The organism is Alsobacter soli (assembly GCF_003004785.1).
Classification (GTDB): Bacteria; Pseudomonadota; Alphaproteobacteria; order Rhizobiales; family Beijerinckiaceae; genus Alsobacter; species Alsobacter soli.
The window spans coordinates 1-19,284 of record NZ_PVZS01000039.1; the positions used below are offsets into that span (position 1 = coordinate 1).

At 69.4% G+C, this 19,284-nt stretch carries 15 protein-coding genes; 6 read left to right on the forward strand and 9 right to left on the reverse strand.

Translation table 11 applies throughout. The annotated features are described in order from the left end of the window. Positions 1-655: 655 nt before the first annotated feature. Complete coding sequence (gene smpB, locus SLNSH_RS22390; RefSeq protein WP_106340176.1) at positions 656-1,132, reverse strand: SsrA-binding protein SmpB; 477 nt, start codon at positions 1,130-1,132, stop codon at positions 656-658. 14 nt (positions 1,133-1,146) lie between these two features. Further along, entirely contained in the window at positions 1,147-2,040 is an 894-nt protein-coding gene (dapA, locus tag SLNSH_RS22395; RefSeq protein ID WP_106340178.1) for a 4-hydroxy-tetrahydrodipicolinate synthase, read from the reverse strand. Between the two features lie 272 nt (positions 2,041-2,312). Here dapA and SLNSH_RS22400 point away from each other — a divergent pair, with 272 nt between their 5' ends. Together SLNSH_RS22400 and SLNSH_RS22405 are read left to right on the forward strand one after the other, a co-directional pair. After that, the gene (locus SLNSH_RS22400; protein WP_106340180.1) at positions 2,313-4,505 is read left to right on the forward strand and encodes a lytic transglycosylase domain-containing protein; all 2,193 of its coding nucleotides are present in this window, start codon (positions 2,313-2,315) and stop codon (positions 4,503-4,505) included. A gap of 188 nt (positions 4,506-4,693) precedes the next feature. Beyond that, positions 4,694-5,629, forward strand: coding sequence for an alpha/beta fold hydrolase (locus SLNSH_RS22405; RefSeq protein WP_106340182.1), 936 nt, complete (start codon positions 4,694-4,696; stop codon positions 5,627-5,629). Positions 5,630-5,756: 127 nt separating this feature from the next. On the opposite strand, the gene SLNSH_RS22410 is transcribed toward SLNSH_RS22405, so the two are convergent. The 5 genes from SLNSH_RS22410 to SLNSH_RS22430 form a co-directional block, all read right to left on the reverse strand. Then, positions 5,757-7,196, reverse strand: coding sequence for a porin (locus SLNSH_RS22410; protein WP_106340184.1), 1,440 nt, complete (start codon positions 7,194-7,196; stop codon positions 5,757-5,759). Positions 7,197-7,495: 299 nt separating this feature from the next. Then, the gene (locus SLNSH_RS22415) at positions 7,496-8,842 is read right to left on the reverse strand and encodes a porin (RefSeq protein ID WP_106340186.1); all 1,347 of its coding nucleotides are present in this window, start codon (positions 8,840-8,842) and stop codon (positions 7,496-7,498) included. A gap of 219 nt (positions 8,843-9,061) precedes the next feature. Next, on the reverse strand, positions 9,062-10,399 hold the full coding sequence (locus SLNSH_RS22420) for a porin (protein ID WP_106340188.1): 1,338 nt from the start codon (positions 10,397-10,399) through the stop codon (positions 9,062-9,064). A 209-nt stretch (positions 10,400-10,608) separates the two neighbouring features. After that, a complete protein-coding gene (locus SLNSH_RS22425) occupies positions 10,609-11,805 on the reverse strand; it encodes a porin (protein WP_106340190.1) in 1,197 nt (398 codons plus the stop codon). Positions 11,806-11,922: 117 nt separating this feature from the next. After that, complete coding sequence (locus tag SLNSH_RS22430) at positions 11,923-12,432, reverse strand: hypothetical protein (protein WP_106340192.1); 510 nt, start codon at positions 12,430-12,432, stop codon at positions 11,923-11,925. Between the two features lie 150 nt (positions 12,433-12,582). Between SLNSH_RS22430 and SLNSH_RS22435 the strand changes: the two genes are divergently transcribed. Beyond that, positions 12,583-13,806, forward strand: a complete 1,224-nt coding sequence (locus SLNSH_RS22435; RefSeq protein WP_106340194.1) for a lytic murein transglycosylase — start codon at positions 12,583-12,585, stop codon at positions 13,804-13,806. 32 nt (positions 13,807-13,838) lie between these two features. Next, positions 13,839-14,297 carry an iron chaperone gene (locus tag SLNSH_RS22440; protein ID WP_106340226.1) on the forward strand — a complete coding sequence of 153 codons (459 nt, stop codon included), beginning with the start codon at positions 13,839-13,841 and terminating at the stop codon, positions 14,295-14,297. 998 nt (positions 14,298-15,295) lie between these two features. On the opposite strand, the gene SLNSH_RS22445 is transcribed toward SLNSH_RS22440, so the two are convergent. Further along, positions 15,296-15,802 (reverse strand): hypothetical protein, encoded by a 507-nt coding sequence (locus SLNSH_RS22445; protein WP_106340196.1) that lies wholly within the window; start codon positions 15,800-15,802, stop codon positions 15,296-15,298. Positions 15,803-15,871: 69 nt separating this feature from the next. Continuing rightward, on the reverse strand, positions 15,872-16,789 hold the full coding sequence (locus SLNSH_RS22450; protein WP_106340198.1) for a histone deacetylase family protein: 918 nt from the start codon (positions 16,787-16,789) through the stop codon (positions 15,872-15,874). Positions 16,790-17,586: 797 nt separating this feature from the next. Here SLNSH_RS22450 and SLNSH_RS22455 point away from each other — a divergent pair. Next, the gene (locus SLNSH_RS22455; RefSeq protein ID WP_106340200.1) at positions 17,587-18,285 is read left to right on the forward strand and encodes a phosphatidylserine decarboxylase; all 699 of its coding nucleotides are present in this window, start codon (positions 17,587-17,589) and stop codon (positions 18,283-18,285) included. Positions 18,286-18,334: 49 nt separating this feature from the next. Then, positions 18,335-19,186 (forward strand): CDP-diacylglycerol--serine O-phosphatidyltransferase, encoded by an 852-nt coding sequence (gene pssA, locus SLNSH_RS22460; RefSeq protein WP_106340202.1) that lies wholly within the window; start codon positions 18,335-18,337, stop codon positions 19,184-19,186. Positions 19,187-19,284 lie beyond the last annotated feature (98 nt).

Here is a 19,284-nt window from a genome sequence, read left to right on the forward strand (position 1 = left end):
CCCGCGAAGCCCGCGAAGCCCGCGAAGCCGCGCCTGAATCAATGGCGATATTTTCCGACTTTAGTTGATGTTAATCAATGCGTCGCATTACGGGTAGAGCCGATAGGACTGAACGCCGCGGCTGAAATCCCAGCACCGCGAGTGGCGCCCAGCGCCAGCGACCATCTACGCATCGTTGCTGGAGCTAACGAGAACGGGCCAGAGGGACCTCGCGCCCACTCTCCACCCGCTCTTGCGAGCACAGCGAAGCGATCCAGGAGGACGTGGCGCCAGGTCCCATGGGTCAAAGCCGGCGCGCCGTCCTCCTCCTCCTCATCCGCGGGCTTGTCTTGGCCGATCCTCGCCATGCCCAACGCCGTTGGATCTCCGGCAAAAGCCCAGCCATGAGAGTTTCCTCGGTTCCGGCCTTCGCGGTCGCAACCAGTGAACCGAGCGTCGAGGGCGCCATTTGCTTCGTCGCCGCGCTCCTCGCAACCACGATTGGAGCGAGCCAAGGCGCTCCCCATTCCGGGATAAGGCGGCCCACAGCAGCGTGCCGTCATTGCTGTGCAGCGAAGCCATCCAGGGGCCAGCGCCGATGTGCTAGATTGCTTCGCTGCGCTCCTCGCAAAGACGGGCTGGGGCGGTTCGGCGCTTCACGCGAGGATGGGGCGCCTCAGCCCTTCTCGCGCATGACCCGGGCGCGCTCGCGGTCCCAGTCGCGCTTCTTCTCGGTTTCGCGCTTGTCGGCGACGTTCTTGCCCTTGGCGAGCGCCAACTCGACCTTCGCGCGGCCCTTCTCGTTGAAGTAGATCTTCAACGGCACGAGCGTCATGCCCTCGCGCTGCACGGCCGCTGCGAGGCGGTTCACCTGGCGCTTGTGCAGCAGGAGCTTCCGCGGACGCTTCGGCGTGTGGTTGAAGCGGTTCGCCTCGAGGTATTCGGGGATATAGGCGTTGACCAGCCAGATCTCCCCGTTCTTCTCGCCCGCGTAGCTTTCCCCGATGGTCGCCTTGCCGCCACGCAGCGACTTGACCTCCGTGCCGGTCAGCATGATGCCGGCCTCGAAGGTCTCGTTGATATGGTAGTTGAACCGCGCCTTGCGGTTCTCCGCGGCGATCGTGTTGTGGGGATCGTCCCTGCCCTTGGCCATCGTGTTCCGCTATCTCAGTCGTTCAGCAACCCGGCGTGCACGAGCGCAGAACGGATGGCGGCCTTGGTCGGTTCGCTCACCGGCACCATCGGCAGGCGCACGTCGGGGAACATGCGGCCGAGCGCCGACAACGCGTACTTCGGGCCCGCCGGGTTGGTCTCCAGGAACAGCGCCGTGTGCAGCGGCATCAACCGGTCCTGGATGGTGAGCGCCGTGGCGTAGTCGCCCGCGAGGCAGGCGTTCTGGAATTCGGCGCACAGCTTCGGCGCCACGTTGGACGTCACCGAGATGCAGCCATGGCCGCCATGGGCCATGAAGGCGAGCGCGGTGGCGTCCTCGCCGGAGAACTGGATGAAGTCCGGCCCCATGGCCTGGCGCTGCAGGCTCGGACGGTCGAGCTTCGCCGTCGCGTCCTTCACGCCCGCGATGTTCTTGAGCTCCCAGAGACGCTTCATGGTGTCGACCGACATGTCGATCACCGAGCGCGGCGGGATGTTGTAGATGAAGATCGGGATGCCGATGGCGTCGTTGATCGCCTTGAAGTGCTGGTAGAGCCCTTCCTGGCCGGGCTTGTTGTAGTAGGGCGTCACCACCAGCACGGCGTCAGCGCCGGCCTTCTCGGCGTGGCGCGCCAGATCCACCGCCTCTGCGGTGTTGTTGGAGCCCGCGCCGGCGATCACCGGCACGCGGCCGCGCGCCTGGGAAACGCACCACTGCACGACTTGCCGGTGCTCCTCGTGCGACAATGTCGGGCTCTCGCCCGTGGTGCCGACGGGAACCAGCCCGTGCGTGCCGTTCTCGATCTGCCAGTCGACATGGGCGCGGAAGGCCGCCTCGTCGAGCTTGCCGTCCCTGAACGGGGTCACCAGAGCCGTGTACGACCCCTTGAACATGCGGCTCGTCTTCATGCGGGCGCTTCCCTTCCTCGATCGCCGGCTCGCTGGCCGGCTCTGGTGGCCGGCCGCTCGCGCAGCCGGTACTCATAAACGCTCGGCGCGCCTCCGAAAAGGGAAACGCGGCCCCAAAAAGCGGGAACGGACCGCCGGGAATCGCCCGCCCCGATGCCGCCATGGTCATCATTCATTGCAAGGACGAATTGGACACGTCGAACGTGTTGGTTCACGCTTTCTAAACGGGACCGGCCCATCGTGGTCGGGGGCATGCGATCACAGGTGGTGCGATGGCCCGATCTCGAACTGCGCGGCTTCTGGCCGCCCTGTTCGCCTGCGCGGCGCTTCCAGCCTCCAGCGTGGGAACGCGCTCGGCCGACGAGGCCCGGCTTCTGCTCGCCAGGGTGGACGCCGAGGGCGCCCTGCTGACCGGAACGGTCGCGCCTCCCGACCCCACGCCCGCCATCACGCCCGCGGCGGTGACCGCCACCGCCCCGGCGACGGAGACTGCGGCGAGCGCGCCTGCCGCCGCCGAGCCTGCGCCTGCCGAAGCCCCTGCGGCGCGGACGCCCGACCCGGTCGTCGCCAAGCCCGCCGTGGACCTGGGCGCCGTCAAGGCCGCCCTCGACCTCTACCGCAAGGGAGACCGGGCCGGCGGCGACGCCGCCGCAGCCGCGATCGAGGACCCCACCGCCCGCAAGCTGCTGGAGTGGACCGCCATCCGCTTCGCCTCGCGGGACCTCGGCTTCGCGCGCATCGACGCCTTCATCCAGGCCAACCCCGACTGGCCGACCCAGAAGCTCATGCGCCGCCGCGCCGAGGAGGCGCTGGTCGCGGCGAAGCTCGCCTCGAAGACCGTCCGCGCCTTCTTCCGCTCCCAGCCCCCCGTGACGGCGGGCGGCAAGATCGCCCTCGCCAAGGCGCTGATCGAGGACGGCAAGGGCGTCGAGGCCGCCGGCATGGTCCGCGCCGCCTGGCGCACCGAGGCCTTCGGCCCCGAGATGGAGAGCCGCTTCCTGGAAGCCTTCCCCGAGCTGATCGACCAGGCCGACCACCGCGCCCGCATGGAGATGCTCCTCTTCAACGAGGACTGGTCCGACGCCCTGCGCGCCGCCAACAAGGCGGGCCCCGAGGCCGTGAAGCTCGCCAAGGCCGTCGCCGCCGTCGGCCGCAGCGCCTCCAACGCCGCACAGGCGCTCGATGACGTTCCCAAGGAGCTGCGCAAGGATCCCGCCTACCTTTTCGCGCAGGCGCGGAGCCTGCGCCGCCAGGACAAGCCGGTCGAGGCCGCCAAGGCCCTGGTCGCCGTCCCGCGCGACGCAGTGCGCCCCGGCGACGCCGACGCCTGGTGGACCGAGCGCCGCCTCGTCGCCCGCAAGCTGCTCGACGCGAACGAGCCCAAGCTCGCCTACGAGGTCGCCGCCGGCATGCCGGCCGACGCCCCCGCGCAGGTGCGCGCCGACGCCGAGTTCCACGCCGGCTGGATCGCGCTGCGCTTCCTCAACCAGCCGGGCGCGGCCGAGAAGCACTTCGCAGAGATCGCCAAGGCCGCCTCGACGCCCATGACCAGCTCGCGGGCTGCGTACTGGCAGGGCCGCGCCGCGGAGGCCGCCGGCCGCCCGGCGGAGGAGTACTACCGTCGCGCCGCCCAGCACGGCATCACCTATTACGGCCAGCTCGCCCGCGCCAAGCTCGCCATCGCGGACCTGCCGGTCCGCCGCGTCCTGCAGACCACGATCACCCTGCCCGATCAGGTGGGCGCGCTGCGGGCCGTGCGCATGCTCTACGACGCTGACGCCGCCGAGTTCGCCCGGCCGCTCGTCGCCGACCTCGCCCAGACGCTCACGGACCCCGGCGAGCTCGATCTCCTGGCGCGCATCCCCGCCGAGAAGAACGACGCCCGCGCCCTGCTCACGATCGGCAAGGCGGCCACCCAGCGCGGCCTTCCCCTCGACGACGCCGCCTTCCCCACCATCGGCATCCCCGCCATCGAGCTGGGCGCCAATGCCGTGGAGAAGCCGCTCGTGTTCGCCATCGCCAGGCAGGAAAGCGCCTTCGACCCGAAGGTCGTGTCCTCCGCCGGCGCGCGCGGCCTCATGCAGCTGATGCCCGCGACCGCCAAGCAGACCGCGCAGCGCTCGGGCCTCGGCTACGACGCCGACAAGCTCACGGCCGACCCGGCCTACAACGCCCGCCTCGGGGCCGCCCACCTCACCGACCTCGTGGGCGACTGGAAGGGCTCCTACATCCTCACCATCGCGGCCTACAACGCGGGCGGCGGCAACGTGAAGAAGTGGATCGAAGCCTATGGGGATCCACGCTCTTCTGCCGTGGATCCCGTGGACTGGGTGGAGCGCATCCCCTTCACGGAGACGCGCAACTACGTGCAGCGCGTGATGGAGAACCTGCAGGTCTACCGCACCCGCCTGACCGAGCGCTCCGCCCTGCTGATCGGCGAGGACCTGAAGCGCGGCGTCCGCTGAGCGACGCAGGTCGCCTCCCCGTCATTGCGAGCGAAGCGAAGCAATCCAGGAGGACCGGCCGCAAGCCGACGGCGCCTGTGCCCGGTGACCCCTGGGCTGCTTCGTCGCTGCGCTCCTCGCAAAGACGCCGGAGGGCTCGACACCGCGCTTGCCGCCTTCCACCATGCGACTCCCCACGGGAGACCCGCATGACGGACGACGTCACCGACCAAGGCTACCGAAGCATCTTCACCACCGCGCAGGATGGCCTCCGGCTCCACGCGCGCGACTACGGCGAGCGGCATTGGACTCGGTTGCCCGTGGTTTGCCTCGCTGGGCTCACCCGAAACGCGATCGACTTCCACGACCTCGCGCTGGCGCTGTCAAACCATCGCCACCGTCCGCGCCGGGTAGTGGCCCTGGACTACCGCGGGCGCGGCCAGTCCGACTGGGACCCCGACTGGAAGAACTACGATGTCCGCGTGGAGGTCGGGGACGTGATGGCCCAGCTTGCCGCCCTCGGCGTCGAGCAGGCCGTCTTCATCGGCACTTCGCGTGGCGGCCTCGTCACCATGGGGCTCGCCGCGGCGCGCCCGGCCCTCATCCGCGGCGCCGTGCTCAACGACATCGGCCCGGTGATCGAGGCAAGGGGACTCCTGCGCATCCGGTCCTATGTGGGCAAGCTGGCCCCTCCCCGCACCTTCTTGGAAGCGGCCGATCTCCTGCGCCGCATTTCCGACGCGCGTTTCCCGGCCTTGTCGAACGACGACTGGGAAACCCTGGCCCGCGGCTCCTTCTTGGAGCGCGAGGGCCGGCTGGAGCCCAGCTACGACCCTGCGCTGATGAAACCGCTCGCCGCGCTCGACTTCGAGGCCCCCCTGCCGACCGTGTGGCCCTTGTTCCACGGCCTGGCGCATGCGCCGATCCTGGCCATCCGGGGCGAGCATTCGGACCTGCTCTCCCCCGAAACGCTGGACGCCATGGAGCAGGCCCACCCCGGACTGGAGCGCTGGATCGTGCCTGGCCAGGGCCACGCGCCGTTGCTGCGCGACGCCCCCACCGTCAACCGCATCGCTTCCTTTGTGGCGGCGGTGGAGGATTCGCCCCGGCCAGCTGCCGAAAGGGGCGACCTGGCCCGCGCGTAGGAATGGCGCAGGCCGTCATGGCCGGGCGCGTCCCGGCCATCCAGGCTCCGGCCGTTCGAACTCTGCTATCAAACAAAAAACCCCGGCTCTCGCGAGCCGAGGTCGTTTCGATCCGATCCGGTTGGGATCAGAAGTCGCGCTGGATCTTCAGGCGGCCGACAACGATCGACTCGTTGCTGTAAAGCTTGCCGAAGGGGTCGGTGGCGATGGCGCCGTTGACGGCGAGCGGCCCCCCGTTCGCCTTCAGGCGCAGGTAGTCGACCTCGGCGCCGATATCCAGGTCCTTGATGGGCGACCAGGTGACGTTGGTGCCGATCGTCCAGTACGAGAAGTCCCGCAACGGGTTGTCGACCGTCGTGCCGCCCAGGCCGACCGCGAGGGCGTTGGCGGCTGCGACGGCGCCGCCGGGCTGGTCGACCTTGACGTAGGACGCGAACAGCGCCTGACGGATGGTCGGGGTCCAGTAGTGCAGGCCGGCGGCCGTGAGGCCCCAGGCGCTGGTCAGGTCGAGCTTCGCCGAGGTCGGCCCGGTGGCGTAGAAGGTGGCGTCCTGCAGGACGAGATTGCCGAGCCCGCCGAAGCCGGCGCCGAAGATCGTGCCGATGCCGAAGGGGTTGGACGCGATGTAGCTGGCGGCGCCCTTCTCGTAGGTGCCCTGTAGGGTCAGGGTGTCGCCAGGCGTGAAGGGCAGGTTGAAGGTCACGCCGGCGTTGAGGGCGAAGCCCCACTTCGCGTCGGGCGACAGCCCGTTGGTCGCAGCCGAGGTGCCGACCCCGGCGTACTGGCCGATGCGGACCTGGTGGACGGCGCCGGAAAGCTGCGCGGAGCCCCAGCCCTGCTCGACCCGCAGGTTGCCGACGAGGTCGGGAACGCCGCTGCCCGTGTAGGAATAATAGGGGTTCAGGCCAACGAAGCCCAGGCCGGCCAGGTCGGCCACGCCGTTGCGACGCTCAACCGGATCTTCCACCGACAGCGTGGCCGAGAAGCCGTTGCCGAAGCTCGCCGTGTAGGCCAGCATGTTGGTGGTGAGCGCCGAGCCGGCGGTGGTGCCGATGTACTCGAGGTCACCGGCGTAGAAGTCGAAGAACGACTCGGTGCGGCCGGCCGTCAGGCCGCCGAACTGGACGAAGGCGCGGTCGAGGGCGACCTCGGTCTGGGCCTGGCCACGGTAGTCGACGCTGGTGCCGGTGAAGCCGATGCCCATGCGGGCCGAGCTGCCCGAGTAGATCTGGCCGATGCGGCGGGAGATGTCGAACCGGGTATAGGCCCGCAGGAGGCCGTATTCGGTCGCGGTGCGCGTGTCGAGGTAGATGCGACCCGTGGTGCGGCTGCCGGTCGAAGCGTCGTTGCGGGCGAAGGTCTGGCCGACCTGGAACTCGTAGCGCGCGCGGCCGCCGATCTTGATGCAGGTATCCGTGCCCGGGATGTAGAAGAACCCGGCGCCCATCGTCGAACAGACGCGGACGTACTCGACCGGGGCCGCCTTCTTGGACGGCAGGTCGGCCGCGCTGGCGGCTGTGGTGGCGAAAGCCGCCGCGGAAGCGAGCAGCAGGGTGGAAACGCGCATCGATCAGTCCCCTAACTCACGGCGTTCGCCGTCGAATCTCGATGGCTGAGCATGTCAATCGACGCCTTGCGCCGCAACGCTAGGTTGCAGTTTCCACTTCATGCGCGCGCTATTCTCGCCGGAATGTTGCAGCCGAGCAACAAGTGAAAAACCTGATGCGACTGTTTTAGGCAAGTCATTCGAGCAGATGATCATGAACTGTGCGCCGTGGCGAATTGGTAAACAAATAGAAAAAGCCTCGGCGTTTCCACCGAGGCTTCCTGGTGACCTTGATTCCTGAAGGCCAAGCCGTCAGGCGATCAGAAGTCGCGCTGGATCTTGATACGCCCGACAACGGCGTTGTCGCTGTTGATCAGCTTGCCGTCGTTGGCGGAAACGACTCGCGCGCCGGCGGACTTGAGCGCGATGTAGTCGACCTCGGCCCCGATATCCAGGTCCTTCACCGGCGACCACGTCACGTTCGTGCCGACGGTCCAGTAGGAGAAGTCACGCACATAGTTGACGGCGGACGAGCCGCCGAACGCGTTCACCACGCTCGTGGGCTGGTCGACCTTGATGTACGACCCGAACAGGCCCTGGCGGATGGTGGGCGTCCAGTAGTGGAGCGCAGCCGCGGTCAGGCCCCACACGGTCGTCAGCTCGGTCTTGCCGAGCGCGCCCACCGTGGCGTCGCCGAAAGCGAGGTTGCCGAGCCCGCCGACGCCGGCGCCGGTGGCCGTGGCGGTGCCGAACGGGTTGGAGACCACGTAGTCGGAAGCGCCCTTCGAATAGGTGCCCTGCAGGTAGAGCGCGTCACCAGCCGAGAACGGCAGGTTGAACTTGGCCCCGGCGTTGAGGGCGTAGCCGTACTTCGTGTCCGGGTTGAAGCCCCCGAGCATGCCGGTGCGAACCTGGTGGACGGCGCCGGACAGCTGGGCCTGACCCCAGCCCTGCTCGACGCGCAGGGCGCCGACCACGTCCGGCATGCTGTCGCCCGTGTAGGCGTGCAGGCCAGACACCGTCAGCGGCGAGATGATCGCATTGCGGCGCTCGACGTTGTCTTCCATCGACAGCGTGGCCGAGAAGCCCGTCCCGAAGGACGCCGTGTAGGCCAGCAGGTTGGTGACGCGGCCCGAGCCGGCGGTGGTGCCGACATACTCGAGGTCGCCCGCGTAGAAGTCGAAGAACGATTCGGCGCGGCCAGCCGTCAGGCCGCCGAACTGCACGAAAGCGCGGTCGAGGTTGACCTGCGTCTGGGCCTGACCCCTGAAGTCGACGCCCGTGCCCGTGAAGGCGCGACCCTGGCGAACCTGGCTGCCGGACTGCACCTGGCCGGTGGCGCGGTACACGTTCAGGCTGGCGATGGCGCGCAGCAGGCCGTATTCGGTCGCCGTGCGAGCGTCCACGAAGATGCGGCCGCCGGCGCCGGAGCCGGTCGCGGAGTCCCCGCGGGCGAAGGTCGAGCCCACCTGGTACTCATACACGGCGCGGCCGCCGACGCGGACGCAGGTGTCCGTGCCGGGGATGTAGAAGAAGCCCTCGCCGTAGGCGGAGCAGACGCGAACGTATTCGACAGGAGCCGACTTCTTGGACGGCAGGTCCGCGGCGACGGCGGCGCCGGCGGTCAGCGTCGCCACCGACGCCAGAAGGATCTTTGAAATGCGCATTGGTTGTCTCTCTCCTATCCAGGCATAAGCCTCGAATCAGAATGAGATGACAATGACAATGACATTTGTTTGTTGCAACGCACCCGTACAGCACGCGCCCCGATGGACCGCGTTATGGAAGTGCCGGTTGCAATTGCGCAACAGGTTGCCTATCCGCCAGGCAAAACAAGAAGCCCCGGCCAATGGTCGGGGCTTCCGCTCACGTCAGTATCGTTTCGATCAGAAATCGCGAACGATCTTAAGGCGGGTCGTAATCTGGCTGTCGCTCTTGTAGAGGATGCCCGGAACAGCGCCGGTCACGGTGCTGGTGACGCCAGCGCCCGAAGCGTTGGCCTTCAGGTAGTTGACCTCCACGCCGATATCCAGGTCCTTCACCGGCGACCAGGTCACGTTGGTGCCAACCGTCCAGTAGCTCCAGTCCCTGTAGCCGTTCGCGCCAACGTTGCCGCCCTGGGACAGGTAAGCAGCGTTCGAGTAGTCGGTCTTGACATAGGAACCGAACAACGCCTGCCGGATCGTGGGAGTCCAGTAGTGCTGCACAGCGGCCGTGAGGCCCCAGACCGTCGTCAGGTCGAGGTTTGAGCCGCCGACCCCGGTCGCCACAGCGTCAGGCGTATACAGGCGCCCGACGTTGCCGATGCCAAAAGTGCCGGCCTTGCCGTAGCCGAAGGGGTTGGAAATGACGTAGGTAGCAGCGCCCTTCGTGTAGGTGCCCTGCAGATAGAGAGCATCGCCAGCGGCGAGCATCGGCAGGTTGACCTTGACACCCGCGTTGACCGCGTAGCCGTATTCGATCGAAGCGGTCGGGATGCTCGGGCGCACCTCATGAAGCGCTGCCGACAGCTGAGCCGTGCCCCAGGCCTGGTCGAGCCGCAGATTGGCGACCACGTCCGGCGTGCCGCTGCCCGCATAAGGGTTGCCCGTGATCACGTTGCGGCGCTCGACGGGGTCTTCCATCGACAGCGTGGCCGAGAAGCCGCCGCCGAAGCTGGCGGTGTAGGCCAGAACGTTGGTGGTCACGGACGAACCGGCGGTCGTGCCGACGTACTCGAGATCGCCGGCGTAGAAATCGAAGAACGACTGCGTGCGACCGGCGGTAAGCCCCCCGAACTGCACGAACGCGCGGTTCAGGTCGACCTGGGTTTGGGCAATGCCGAAGTCAGTGCCCGTCCCGTTGAAGGCCGTGCCGATGCGAGCGGCGGTGCCGGACTGGATCGTGCCGATACGGCGCGCGACGTCATAGCGGACGTAGGCGCGCAGCAAGCCGTATTCCGTCGCTGTGCGGGCGTCGAGGTAAATGCGGCCCGTGGCGCGCGAACCCGTCGTGTTATCGCCGCGAGCGAAAGGCTCGCTGTACTGGAATTCGTAACGAGCGCGACCGCCGATGCGGATGCAGGTGTCGGTGCCCGGGATGTAGAAGAAGCCGGCGCCGTAGGTCGAGCAGACGCGGACGTACTCGACGGGAGCGGCCTTCTTGCTCGGGAGATCGGCCGCCTGTGCGACGACTCCCGTCGCCAGCAGCGCGGCCGACGAGAAGAGGACGGTGGAAAGCTTCATGGTTGCTCCTTGGAATGTGTCCCGCCGGGTCCTCCCCAACGGCAAACGTTCTTCACGAGCGGACCATGCGGGACGCAGTTGTCGGGTTCAATAAACGACAACTCTTTTTTTGAGTTCTATCAATTTCAAGCAGGGTGGGCGTTGCTCCCGAGCCACAGTTTTGATCACCCCCGGTTGCGCATCGGGTTGCAATTCAATCTGCGGGCGCATCACCACGCGTCCGCCTGCAAGCGGATGCGGGCGAGCCAGGCAGAATCGCGCGTGGGCTGGGGCGCGGGCGCGCCGGCCGGCGGCGCCAGAAGGCGCGCCCGCTGGAACGCGAGTTCGGCGCCCGCCTCCAGGCCCGCGCGCGAGCGCCAGACCGCGTTCGCGCCCACGGCCCAGATGCGCGCGGACGGGCCGTACGGCCACGCGATCTGCACGCCCGTCTGCGTGAACGCGCTCACGCGCAGCGCGGGCGTCCACTGGTGGATGAGCGCGGTCGAGGACGCCCAGGTGCGCGCGGCCGCCCACCCGCGCGGGCCCAGCCACACGTCCGCCGTGCGCGGCGCGAAGGCGCCCACGCGCGCATAGCCCCAGCCCGTGTAGTCGCTCGCGCCCACGCCCGCGCTCGTCTGCGCGCGCACGCGCGTGGTGTCCGCGAGGTAGGGCACGCGCACGTCGTACGTGGTCTGCACCGCGTACCCCCACGTGTCCGCGCGCCCGGGCGCGTCCGGCCGCGTCTGGTGCAGCGCGAGCGCCGTGCGCCAGAGCCCCCACTCGCGCTCGCGGGCGAGCGTGAGCACCAGGTCGGGCCAGCGCGGCCCGCGCTCCCAGGCGCCGGCGACGCCCACGCGCCGCTCCACGCCGTCCTCCACGGACGCGCCCGCGCGCCAGCCCGGCAGGGGGGCGAACTCATACGCGAGCAGGTTCACGGATCCGCGGTCGGTGCCGCGCCCGTTCACGCCCCCGCCCATCAAGGTGGCGGAGCCCATGGAGAAGGGCCGGTCGAAGAAGGACGTGGCGCGTCCCGCCGTGAAGCCCGCCCACTCGATCGCGGCGTATTCCAGGTCGGGGACGCGGCCCGCCCATTCAGATCCCGGCGCCCGCTCGAAGGTCAACCGCAGGGTGGTCGAGATCAGCCCGGCCTGCGTGGGCGTCCGCGCGTCGAGGCCCAGGGTGGCCCGGGTGGACGACGCGTAAGCAGCGTCGGACCGAACGAGCCGCGGCTCGTAGCCCACGTCGAAGCGAAGCCGAGCCCCGAGCTTCACGCAGGCGTCCACCCCCGGAGGCTGGAAGAAGCTGCGGCCGAAGTCCGAACAGGCCGCAACGGCCGGAGGACGCGCATGCGGCTCGGCGCGCACGGCCGCAGGAGCCGTCGAGCAAGCAACAAACGCCAACAAGACTGCGAGCCCACGCAAACGCATCGCGGCCGCCAAACGCACGCTGAAATCGGACGCGCCGGAACGCGGCCCGTCAGCCTGCGAGGATCAGCCGGATGAAGCGGCGGCGCCACCAAGCGCCGCGTGTCCGCGGTTGCAAAATCAGGCGGCCGGGGCGGCTGCGCTGTCCGTCACCTCGACCTCGATCCGCCCCGTCATCATGTTCTGGCGGTAGTGGATCGCCTTGCCGGCGACGTTAGCCGCGCCGAGGTCCTCGTCGCGGTCGGGCAGCACCGCGATGGCGCGATCCCGGATAAACACGATCACCTGCCCCCGGCGCCCGGCCTGCACGGCCGCCATGCGCTTCAGCATGGCGTAGGTTTCCGGGCGCTTCCAGGCCGTCGGCGTGTCCGGATCGACATAGACGCCCACGCGGCCGCCGCCGCTTTCTAGCGCGATGACGATCTTGGACCGCTCCGGCTTCATCTCGGCCGGAAACTGCTCGTCCGCCAGCCACAGGCAACCGAAGGTGCGGCATTCGCCCGGGCGCGTCTCGTAGATCTCGCAGCCAATGCCCTTGCGGCAGCTCGGGCACCACGCGCCGGCCGGCTTGTCGAGCGCCTCCACCCGCAACACCTTGCAGCACAGCGTACATGAGCCGCAGCTTCGCATCGGGACCGTCTCCACCGCCTCGGGAGGGCAGTTCTGCCATCTGCGGCTCAAGCGCGCCAGAAAAACCGGTCCGCCCGGGGAAGGCATCCCCGCCGTTCTGCGCTAGAACGGGGCGCCAGAACGGGTCGAAGCCACCCCCAGGAGTTCGCCTTGCCGCGCCGCCCCCCTCTTGCCCGGCTCATGCTGTTTGCTGTGCTGACCGCCCTCCCCGCGGGCGACGCCGCCCTGGCGCAGGAACAGGCGCCAGCCGCCGCTCCGGCAGGCTTCTCCAACACGCTGAGCGGCCTCGCCGCCAAGGCCCGGGCCGCCGGCGTGCGGCAGGACGTGGTCGACGCCGCCCTGGCCGGGCTCTCTCCCGACCCCTCGCTCATGGCGAAACCCACGAAGCAGCCCGAGTTCTCCCGCCCCTTGCAGGACTACGTGGCCGATGCGGCCTCGCCCGCACGGGCCGCGCGCGGCCGCGCGCTGGCGACGCAATGGCGCCCGAGCCTCGAGGCGGCCGCGGCGGCCAGCGGCGTCCCGGGCGCCATGCTGCTGGCGTTGTGGGCCATGGAGACGGACTACGGCCGCGACCAGGGCGCCCGAGACGTGCTGCGCAGCCTCGCCACCCTTGCCTTCGCCCGGCCAGAGACGCCCTCCTTCGGCGACGAGGTCGTGGCGGCCCTCGTGATGCTGCAGCACGGCGTCGCGCGCGACCGGCTGCGCGGCTCCTGGGCTGGCGCCATGGGCAATCCGCAGTTCCTGCCGTCCGCCTACCTGAAGCACGCGGTCTCCCTTGAGGGGCGGCCCAACCCGGACATCTGGACGTCCGTCCCGGACAGCCTGGCGTCCATTGGCAATTTCCTGAAGAACTCGGGGTGGGCGCCGGGCGCCCCGGCCGCCGTCGAAGTCGTCCTGCCGGCCGGGTTCGAGATCGCGAGCCTGCGCCAGGACGCGCGCGCCTGGGCCCGCGCCGGGCTGCGGTCCGCCGACGGGAGCCCCCTCCCGGACGCCGGCGAGGCCATGCTCTTCCTGCCTTCGGGCGCGAAAGGGCCGGCTTTCCTGCTCTATCCCAACTTCTTTGTCCTGAAGGTCTACAATTTCTCGGACAGCTACGCGATGGCGGCCGCCGTCCTGGCGGATCGGATCGCCGGCGGCCCCGGCGTCCGGGCGCCCTGGCCCAAGGGGGAGAAGCTGCTCGGCCAGTCGGACCGGGCCAGGCTCCAGCGCACGCTGGCCGCCCTGGGGCTCTACCAGGGCCAGGTCGACGGGCGCTTCGGCCCCGTCACCCGCGAGGCGATCCACGCCTTCCAGCGCCGCATCGGCTGGAAGCCCGCGGATGGCTATCCTTCGGCGGAGATCCTGGCCCGGGCCGTGGCGGAAGCCGGTGGGTAGCCTTCTCAGTCAAGAGCCAAAGGGGAGGAATGATGGACGACCGAAAGACGGCGGCTCGAAAGCCCGCCAGGCGGAGCGGCGATCGCGATGGCTTCACCGCCGAGGAGCGCGCCGCCATGAAGGAGCGCGCCCGCGAGCTCAAGGAGGCGTCTTCGAAGGCGGATGGCGAGGCGGAGCTTCTGGCCAAGATCGGCGACATGCGTGAGCCGGACCGCACCATGGCCGAGCGGCTCCACGCCCTGGTCAAGGCCCATGCCCCGACCCTGTCCGCCCGGACGTGGTACGGCATGCCGGCCTACGCCAAGGACGGCGCGGTCCTGTGCTATTTCCAGAGCGCGGCCAAGTTCAAGACGCGATACGCGACGCTCGGCTTCAGCGACAAGGCGAAGCTCGACGCCGGCGGCATGTGGCCCAACGCCTTCGCCCTGAAGGAGATGGGACCGGCCGAAGAGGCCAGGATTGCGGCGCTGCTGAAACAGGCCGTCGGCTGATCCGGCGCGGTGAAGGCAGATCGCCCTCAGTCTCACCCGTCTTTGCGAGGAGCGCAGCGACGAAGCAATCCAGTGGCAGCGAGCTTCATTCCGGGCTGTCGCGCTGGATGCCCCTGGATTGCTTCGCTTCGCTCGCAAGGACGGAACCAGGCACGTCATGGCCGGGCTCGTCCCGGCCATCCGCGGCGACGTGCAGGGCGTGGATCCCCGGGACAAGCCCGGGGATTTCGGCAGGGGATGCGCTGCTNGAAGAGGCCAGGATTGCGGCGCTGCTGAAACAGGCCGTCGGCTGATCCGGCGCGGTGAAGGCAGATCGCCCTCAGTCTCACCCGTCTTTGCGAGGAGCGCAGCGACGAAGCAATCCAGTGGCAGCGAGCTTCATTCCGGGCTGTCGCGCTGGATGCCCCTGGATTGCTTCGCTTCGCTCGCAAGGACGGAACCAGGCACGTCATGGCCGGGCTCGTCCCGGCCATCCGCGGCGACGTGCAGGGCGTGGATCCCCGGGACAAGCCCGGGGATTTCGGCAGGGGATGCGCTGCTGGTCGCCTGATCCAAAGGCAGTCGCCCAGTCACCTGGATTGCTTCGCTGCGCTCGCAAGGACAGAACCAGCTGCGTCATGGCCGGGCCCGTCCCGGCCATCCACGCCGGCGCGCAGGGCGTGGATCCCCGGGACAAGCCCGGGGATGACGGTCAAGGCGGTGAGCTGCTGGTCGCCTGATTCAGGGCGGCTGGGCGCCCCGTCTGGATTCCTGCGCTCGCAACGAAGGCCGAGCCAATTCGGAGCCGCCTAGCGGTCATCCTCCAGGTCGTCGGTGTCGCCCTTCGCGGATGTCGGCCGGGCGCCGTGGCCCTTGGTAGGGCTGTCCGCGACGTCGTCGGAGTCGCCCTACGCCCCGAGCTGGCCGCTCTTGGCGGGGTCGATCTCGTCGCGGCGCCAGTCCTTGCCGCCGTCGGGCTTTTTCGGGCCGCCGCCCTGGGGCGAGGAGCCCGCCATGGCTCAGCGCCGCCCCAGCACGAAGCCGATCGCGAAGGCGATGCCGAGCGCATGCAGCGGCTTGTCGCGCACGTAGCCCATCACCTCGTCCATGCTGGGCACGTGGATGTCCGCCGCCTGGGCGCCCATACCGGACCCGCTGCCGCTGCGACCGGAGCGCGAGCCGCGCACGCCGGAGCCCCCGAAGGATGCGCTGGCGCCCCTGCTCACGGAATTGCGGGCGTCCATCGCCATGGTCGCCTCGTCGTCGAGGCAGGCCGAGACCCGGTCGAAATCGGCCGCGCTGACCTGCACCCGCACGATATAGCCATGCTTCTGGCCACGGCCCTCGCCGCGCTCGGCGTCCGACTGGGCGAGACCGCCCTCAGCCTCCGCGCTCTGCTCCATCTTCACCCGGTCGCCGCTGTAGCCGATGGCCGCCAGGTCGCGGACAGCCTTCTCGGCGGCTTCGCGCGTCACGAAGAACGCCGTGGTCTGCCTCAATTCGCCAAACTGCTGCTCGCCATCCATCGCGCTTCCCCGTGTCAAATCGTCAGGCCAGCGACAATTCGGGGCCGCCCTTGTCGTTCCACGCAGGCCCTAGAGGGAGCGGCGGCGTCCCACGAAGCCGGCCGCAGTCCGGTGCAGAATCGAGTGCCGGCGCGCCACCCGCTCGACGTCGCGCTCGTAGCCGCCGCCGATCACGCCGGCCACGGGCCGCCCCTTGGCGAGGCAGGTCTTGAGCACGAAGGCGTCGCGCGCCGCTAGGCCATCGTCCGTCAGGGACAACCGGCCCAGCCGGTCGTCCCGGTGCGGATCGACCCCGGCGTTGTAGAAGACGAGGTCGGGCCGCGTGCGGTCCACAAGCCCGGGCAGCACCTCGGCGAGCCGGGCCAGGTAGGCGCCGTCCTCCATGCCGTCCGGCAGGTCGATGTCGAGGTCGCTGACGGCGCGGCGGACGGGGTAGTTCTTCTCCCCGTGCATGGAGAAGGTGAACACGCGCGCTTCGTCCGCGAAGATCCGCGCCGTCCCGTCCCCCTGGTGGACATCGAGATCCACCACCAGGATTCGGTCTACGGCGCCTTCGTCCAGCAGCAGCCGCGCCGCGGCCGCGACGTCGTTGAACGTGCAGAAGCCCGCCCCATGCAGCGGGCCCGCATGGTGGCTGCCCCCGGCGGTGTTGCACGCCAGCCCATGGCGCAGCGCGAGGCGCGCGGCGAGCAGCGTGCCGCCCGTCGCGGCCCGGGCGCGCTCAGCCACGGATCGGTTCATGGGCAGGCCGATCTCCCGCTCCACCGCACGCGGCACGGCGCCGTCGAACACCTGCCGCACATAGCCCGGATCGTGAACCCGGCTCAGCAAGGCGAAGCTCGCCGGCTCGGGCTCGATGAAGTCGCCTGGCGCGACGACGCCATCCTCCACAAGGATCTCGGCGAGCCGGCGATACTTCCCCATGGGGAATCGATGGTCGCTCGGGATCTCGGCGCTGTAGGCGGGGTGATAGACGACGGGCAGCATCGCGCCTTGAACTAGGGCGCATGAACGATCGGGAAAAGCGCGGCCGGCTGTCGCTGCGGGGTGTGCGGACCGCACTCACGCCGTCCTTGCGAGGAGCGAAGCGACGAAGCAATCCATCGTCGGCCAGGGCTGGATTGCTTCGCTTCCCTCGCAGTGAAGGTGGAAGGTGGGAGCCCGAGGAAAGAAACCACGAGACCACCGCCGCCCTGGCCTGCGGCGCGGCGTGGATGCCCGGGACAAGCCCGGGCATGACGGCGAAGGGCGCGCCGCCCCCTAAATCGCATCGCCGCTGCGCTCCTCGCGATGACGGTGAGGCGACCGACCTTTCGTTCAACTCGCGTCATCCCCGGCCGGAGCCGCGGAGCGGCGGAGGGGAAGGGGATCCAGGGGCCACGCGCGCCGGCGTCGCCGCGTCTCTCGACACGTCGCGACAGCCAGACCCATCTTGCGCCACGCAAGGACTTGCGCGGCCTTGCCCTGCTTCCTCTTCCCATGCTTGCGCAGGCGGCCCTGGATCCCCTTCCCGGCGCTTCGCGCCGCCGGGGATGACGGCGGCGGGCGTGGGCGGTCCCCTGTTCCTGAGGCGCAGCACTCAACCCGTCATGGCCCGGCTTGCCCCGGCCAACGCCGGTCTCTGCGCGCCCGGCGGNCTCAACCCGTCATGGCCCGGCTTGCCCCGGCCAACGCCGGTCTCTGCGCGCCCGGCGGTCGCCGCCGAGGCCCTGCGTCCTTCCCCTCACTTGACCGGGCGGGCCGGGGCGTGACAACTGCGGCGCGTCACAAGGAAGCCGTTCCGCATGTCCATCGTGAAGTCCATCCGCCGGCAGGCCACGCCCATTCACCGGGAGGGCTGGCCGTTTATCGCCATCTTCGCGGTGGCGGCGCTGATCCTGGGCTGGATCTGGGGGCCGCTGGGCTGGATCGGCTGGATCCTGACCGCGTGGTGCGCCTACTTCTTCCGCGATCCGCCCCGCACCGTGCCGGTGCGCGAGGGGCTGGTGATCTCGCCGGCCGACGGCCGGATCTCGCAGATCATCGCCTGCGTGCCGCCGCCGGAGCTGGGGCTGTCCGACACCCCCCTGACGCGCATCTCCGTCTTCATGAACGTGTTCGACTGCCACGTGAACCGCATGCCGGTGTCGGGGCGGATCGTGAAGATGGTCTACCGGCCGGGCCTGTTCCTGAACGCGGAACTGCACAAGGCGAGCGACGACAACGAGCGCAACGGGCTCGTGATCGAGAGCCTGACCGGCCGCTACGGGGTGGTGCAGATCGCCGGGCTCATCGCGCGGCGCATCGTGCCCTTCGCACGCGAAGGCGAGTCGCTGGCCGTGGGCGAGCGCTTCGGGCTCATCCGCTTCGGTTCGCGGGTCGACGTGTACCTGCCGGAAGGCGTGCTGCCGCTTGTCGGCGAGGGCCAGAAGGCGGTTGCAGGCGAAACCGTGCTTGCGGACGCGCGGGCGGCCGACCCGGGCCGGAGCTTCTCCACCCTCTAATCGAGAACGCGCTCGCGTTCGGCATCTCCTGCTTTATGCTGCGGCGCGCATGACGGACCTGTTTCCACCCTACAATCCCGGCGACGAGCCGCGCCGGCGGCGCTTCAAGCCCGTGCCGATGCGCGTGCTGCTGCCGAACCTCGTCACCCTCCTGTCGCTGTGCTCCGGCCTCACCGCCATGCGGCTGGCCATCGAGGGCGACGACAAGCTCGACCGCGCCGTCATCTTCATCCTGATCGCGGCGGTGCTCGACGGGCTGGACGGCCGCCTCGCCCGGCTGCTCAAGGGAACCTCGCGCTTCGGGGCCGAGCTCGATTCGCTGGCCGATTTCGTCAGCTTCGGCGTGGCCCCGGCCATGATCCTGTACACCTACAGCCTGCACAACCTGCCCTCCTTCGGCTGGCTGGTGTCGCTGGCGTTCGCCATGGCCTGCGCGCTGCGGCTGGCGCGCTTCAACGTCATGATCGACGACCCGATGCGGCCGGACTGGCAGAAGAACTTCTTCGTGGGCATCCCCGCGCCGGCGGGGGCGCTCGCGGGGCTGCTGCCCGTCTACATCCACCTCGTCGGCATCGAGCGCCCGGCCGGATTCGTGGTGCTGGAGGCCATCTACGCGCTGTTCGTCGCGCTGATGATGGTGAGCCGGATCCCGACCTACGCCGGCAAGACGCTGGGCAGCCGGGTGCCACGCGAGTGGGCGATCCCGCTGCTGCTCGCCATCGCTCTGTTTGTGACGCTGCTGTTCATCCACACCTTCCAGGTGCTGCTGGTGATCACCCTCGTGTATCTCGGGCTGATCCCGCTTGGCGTCTCCAAGTACCGGGCGCGCGAGCGCCAGGACGCCAAGGCCAAGCTGGCCGCCCAGGCGCCGACGCCTGCGGAGCCTGCGGGCGAGATCTGAGCCTCGGGCGGCCGCGCGGGCGTTCACAACCCGCCGCGATTCGACTACGGTCCCGCCGCGACGGCGGCCGCAGGGGCCGGCCGCAGACCGGAGCGCCC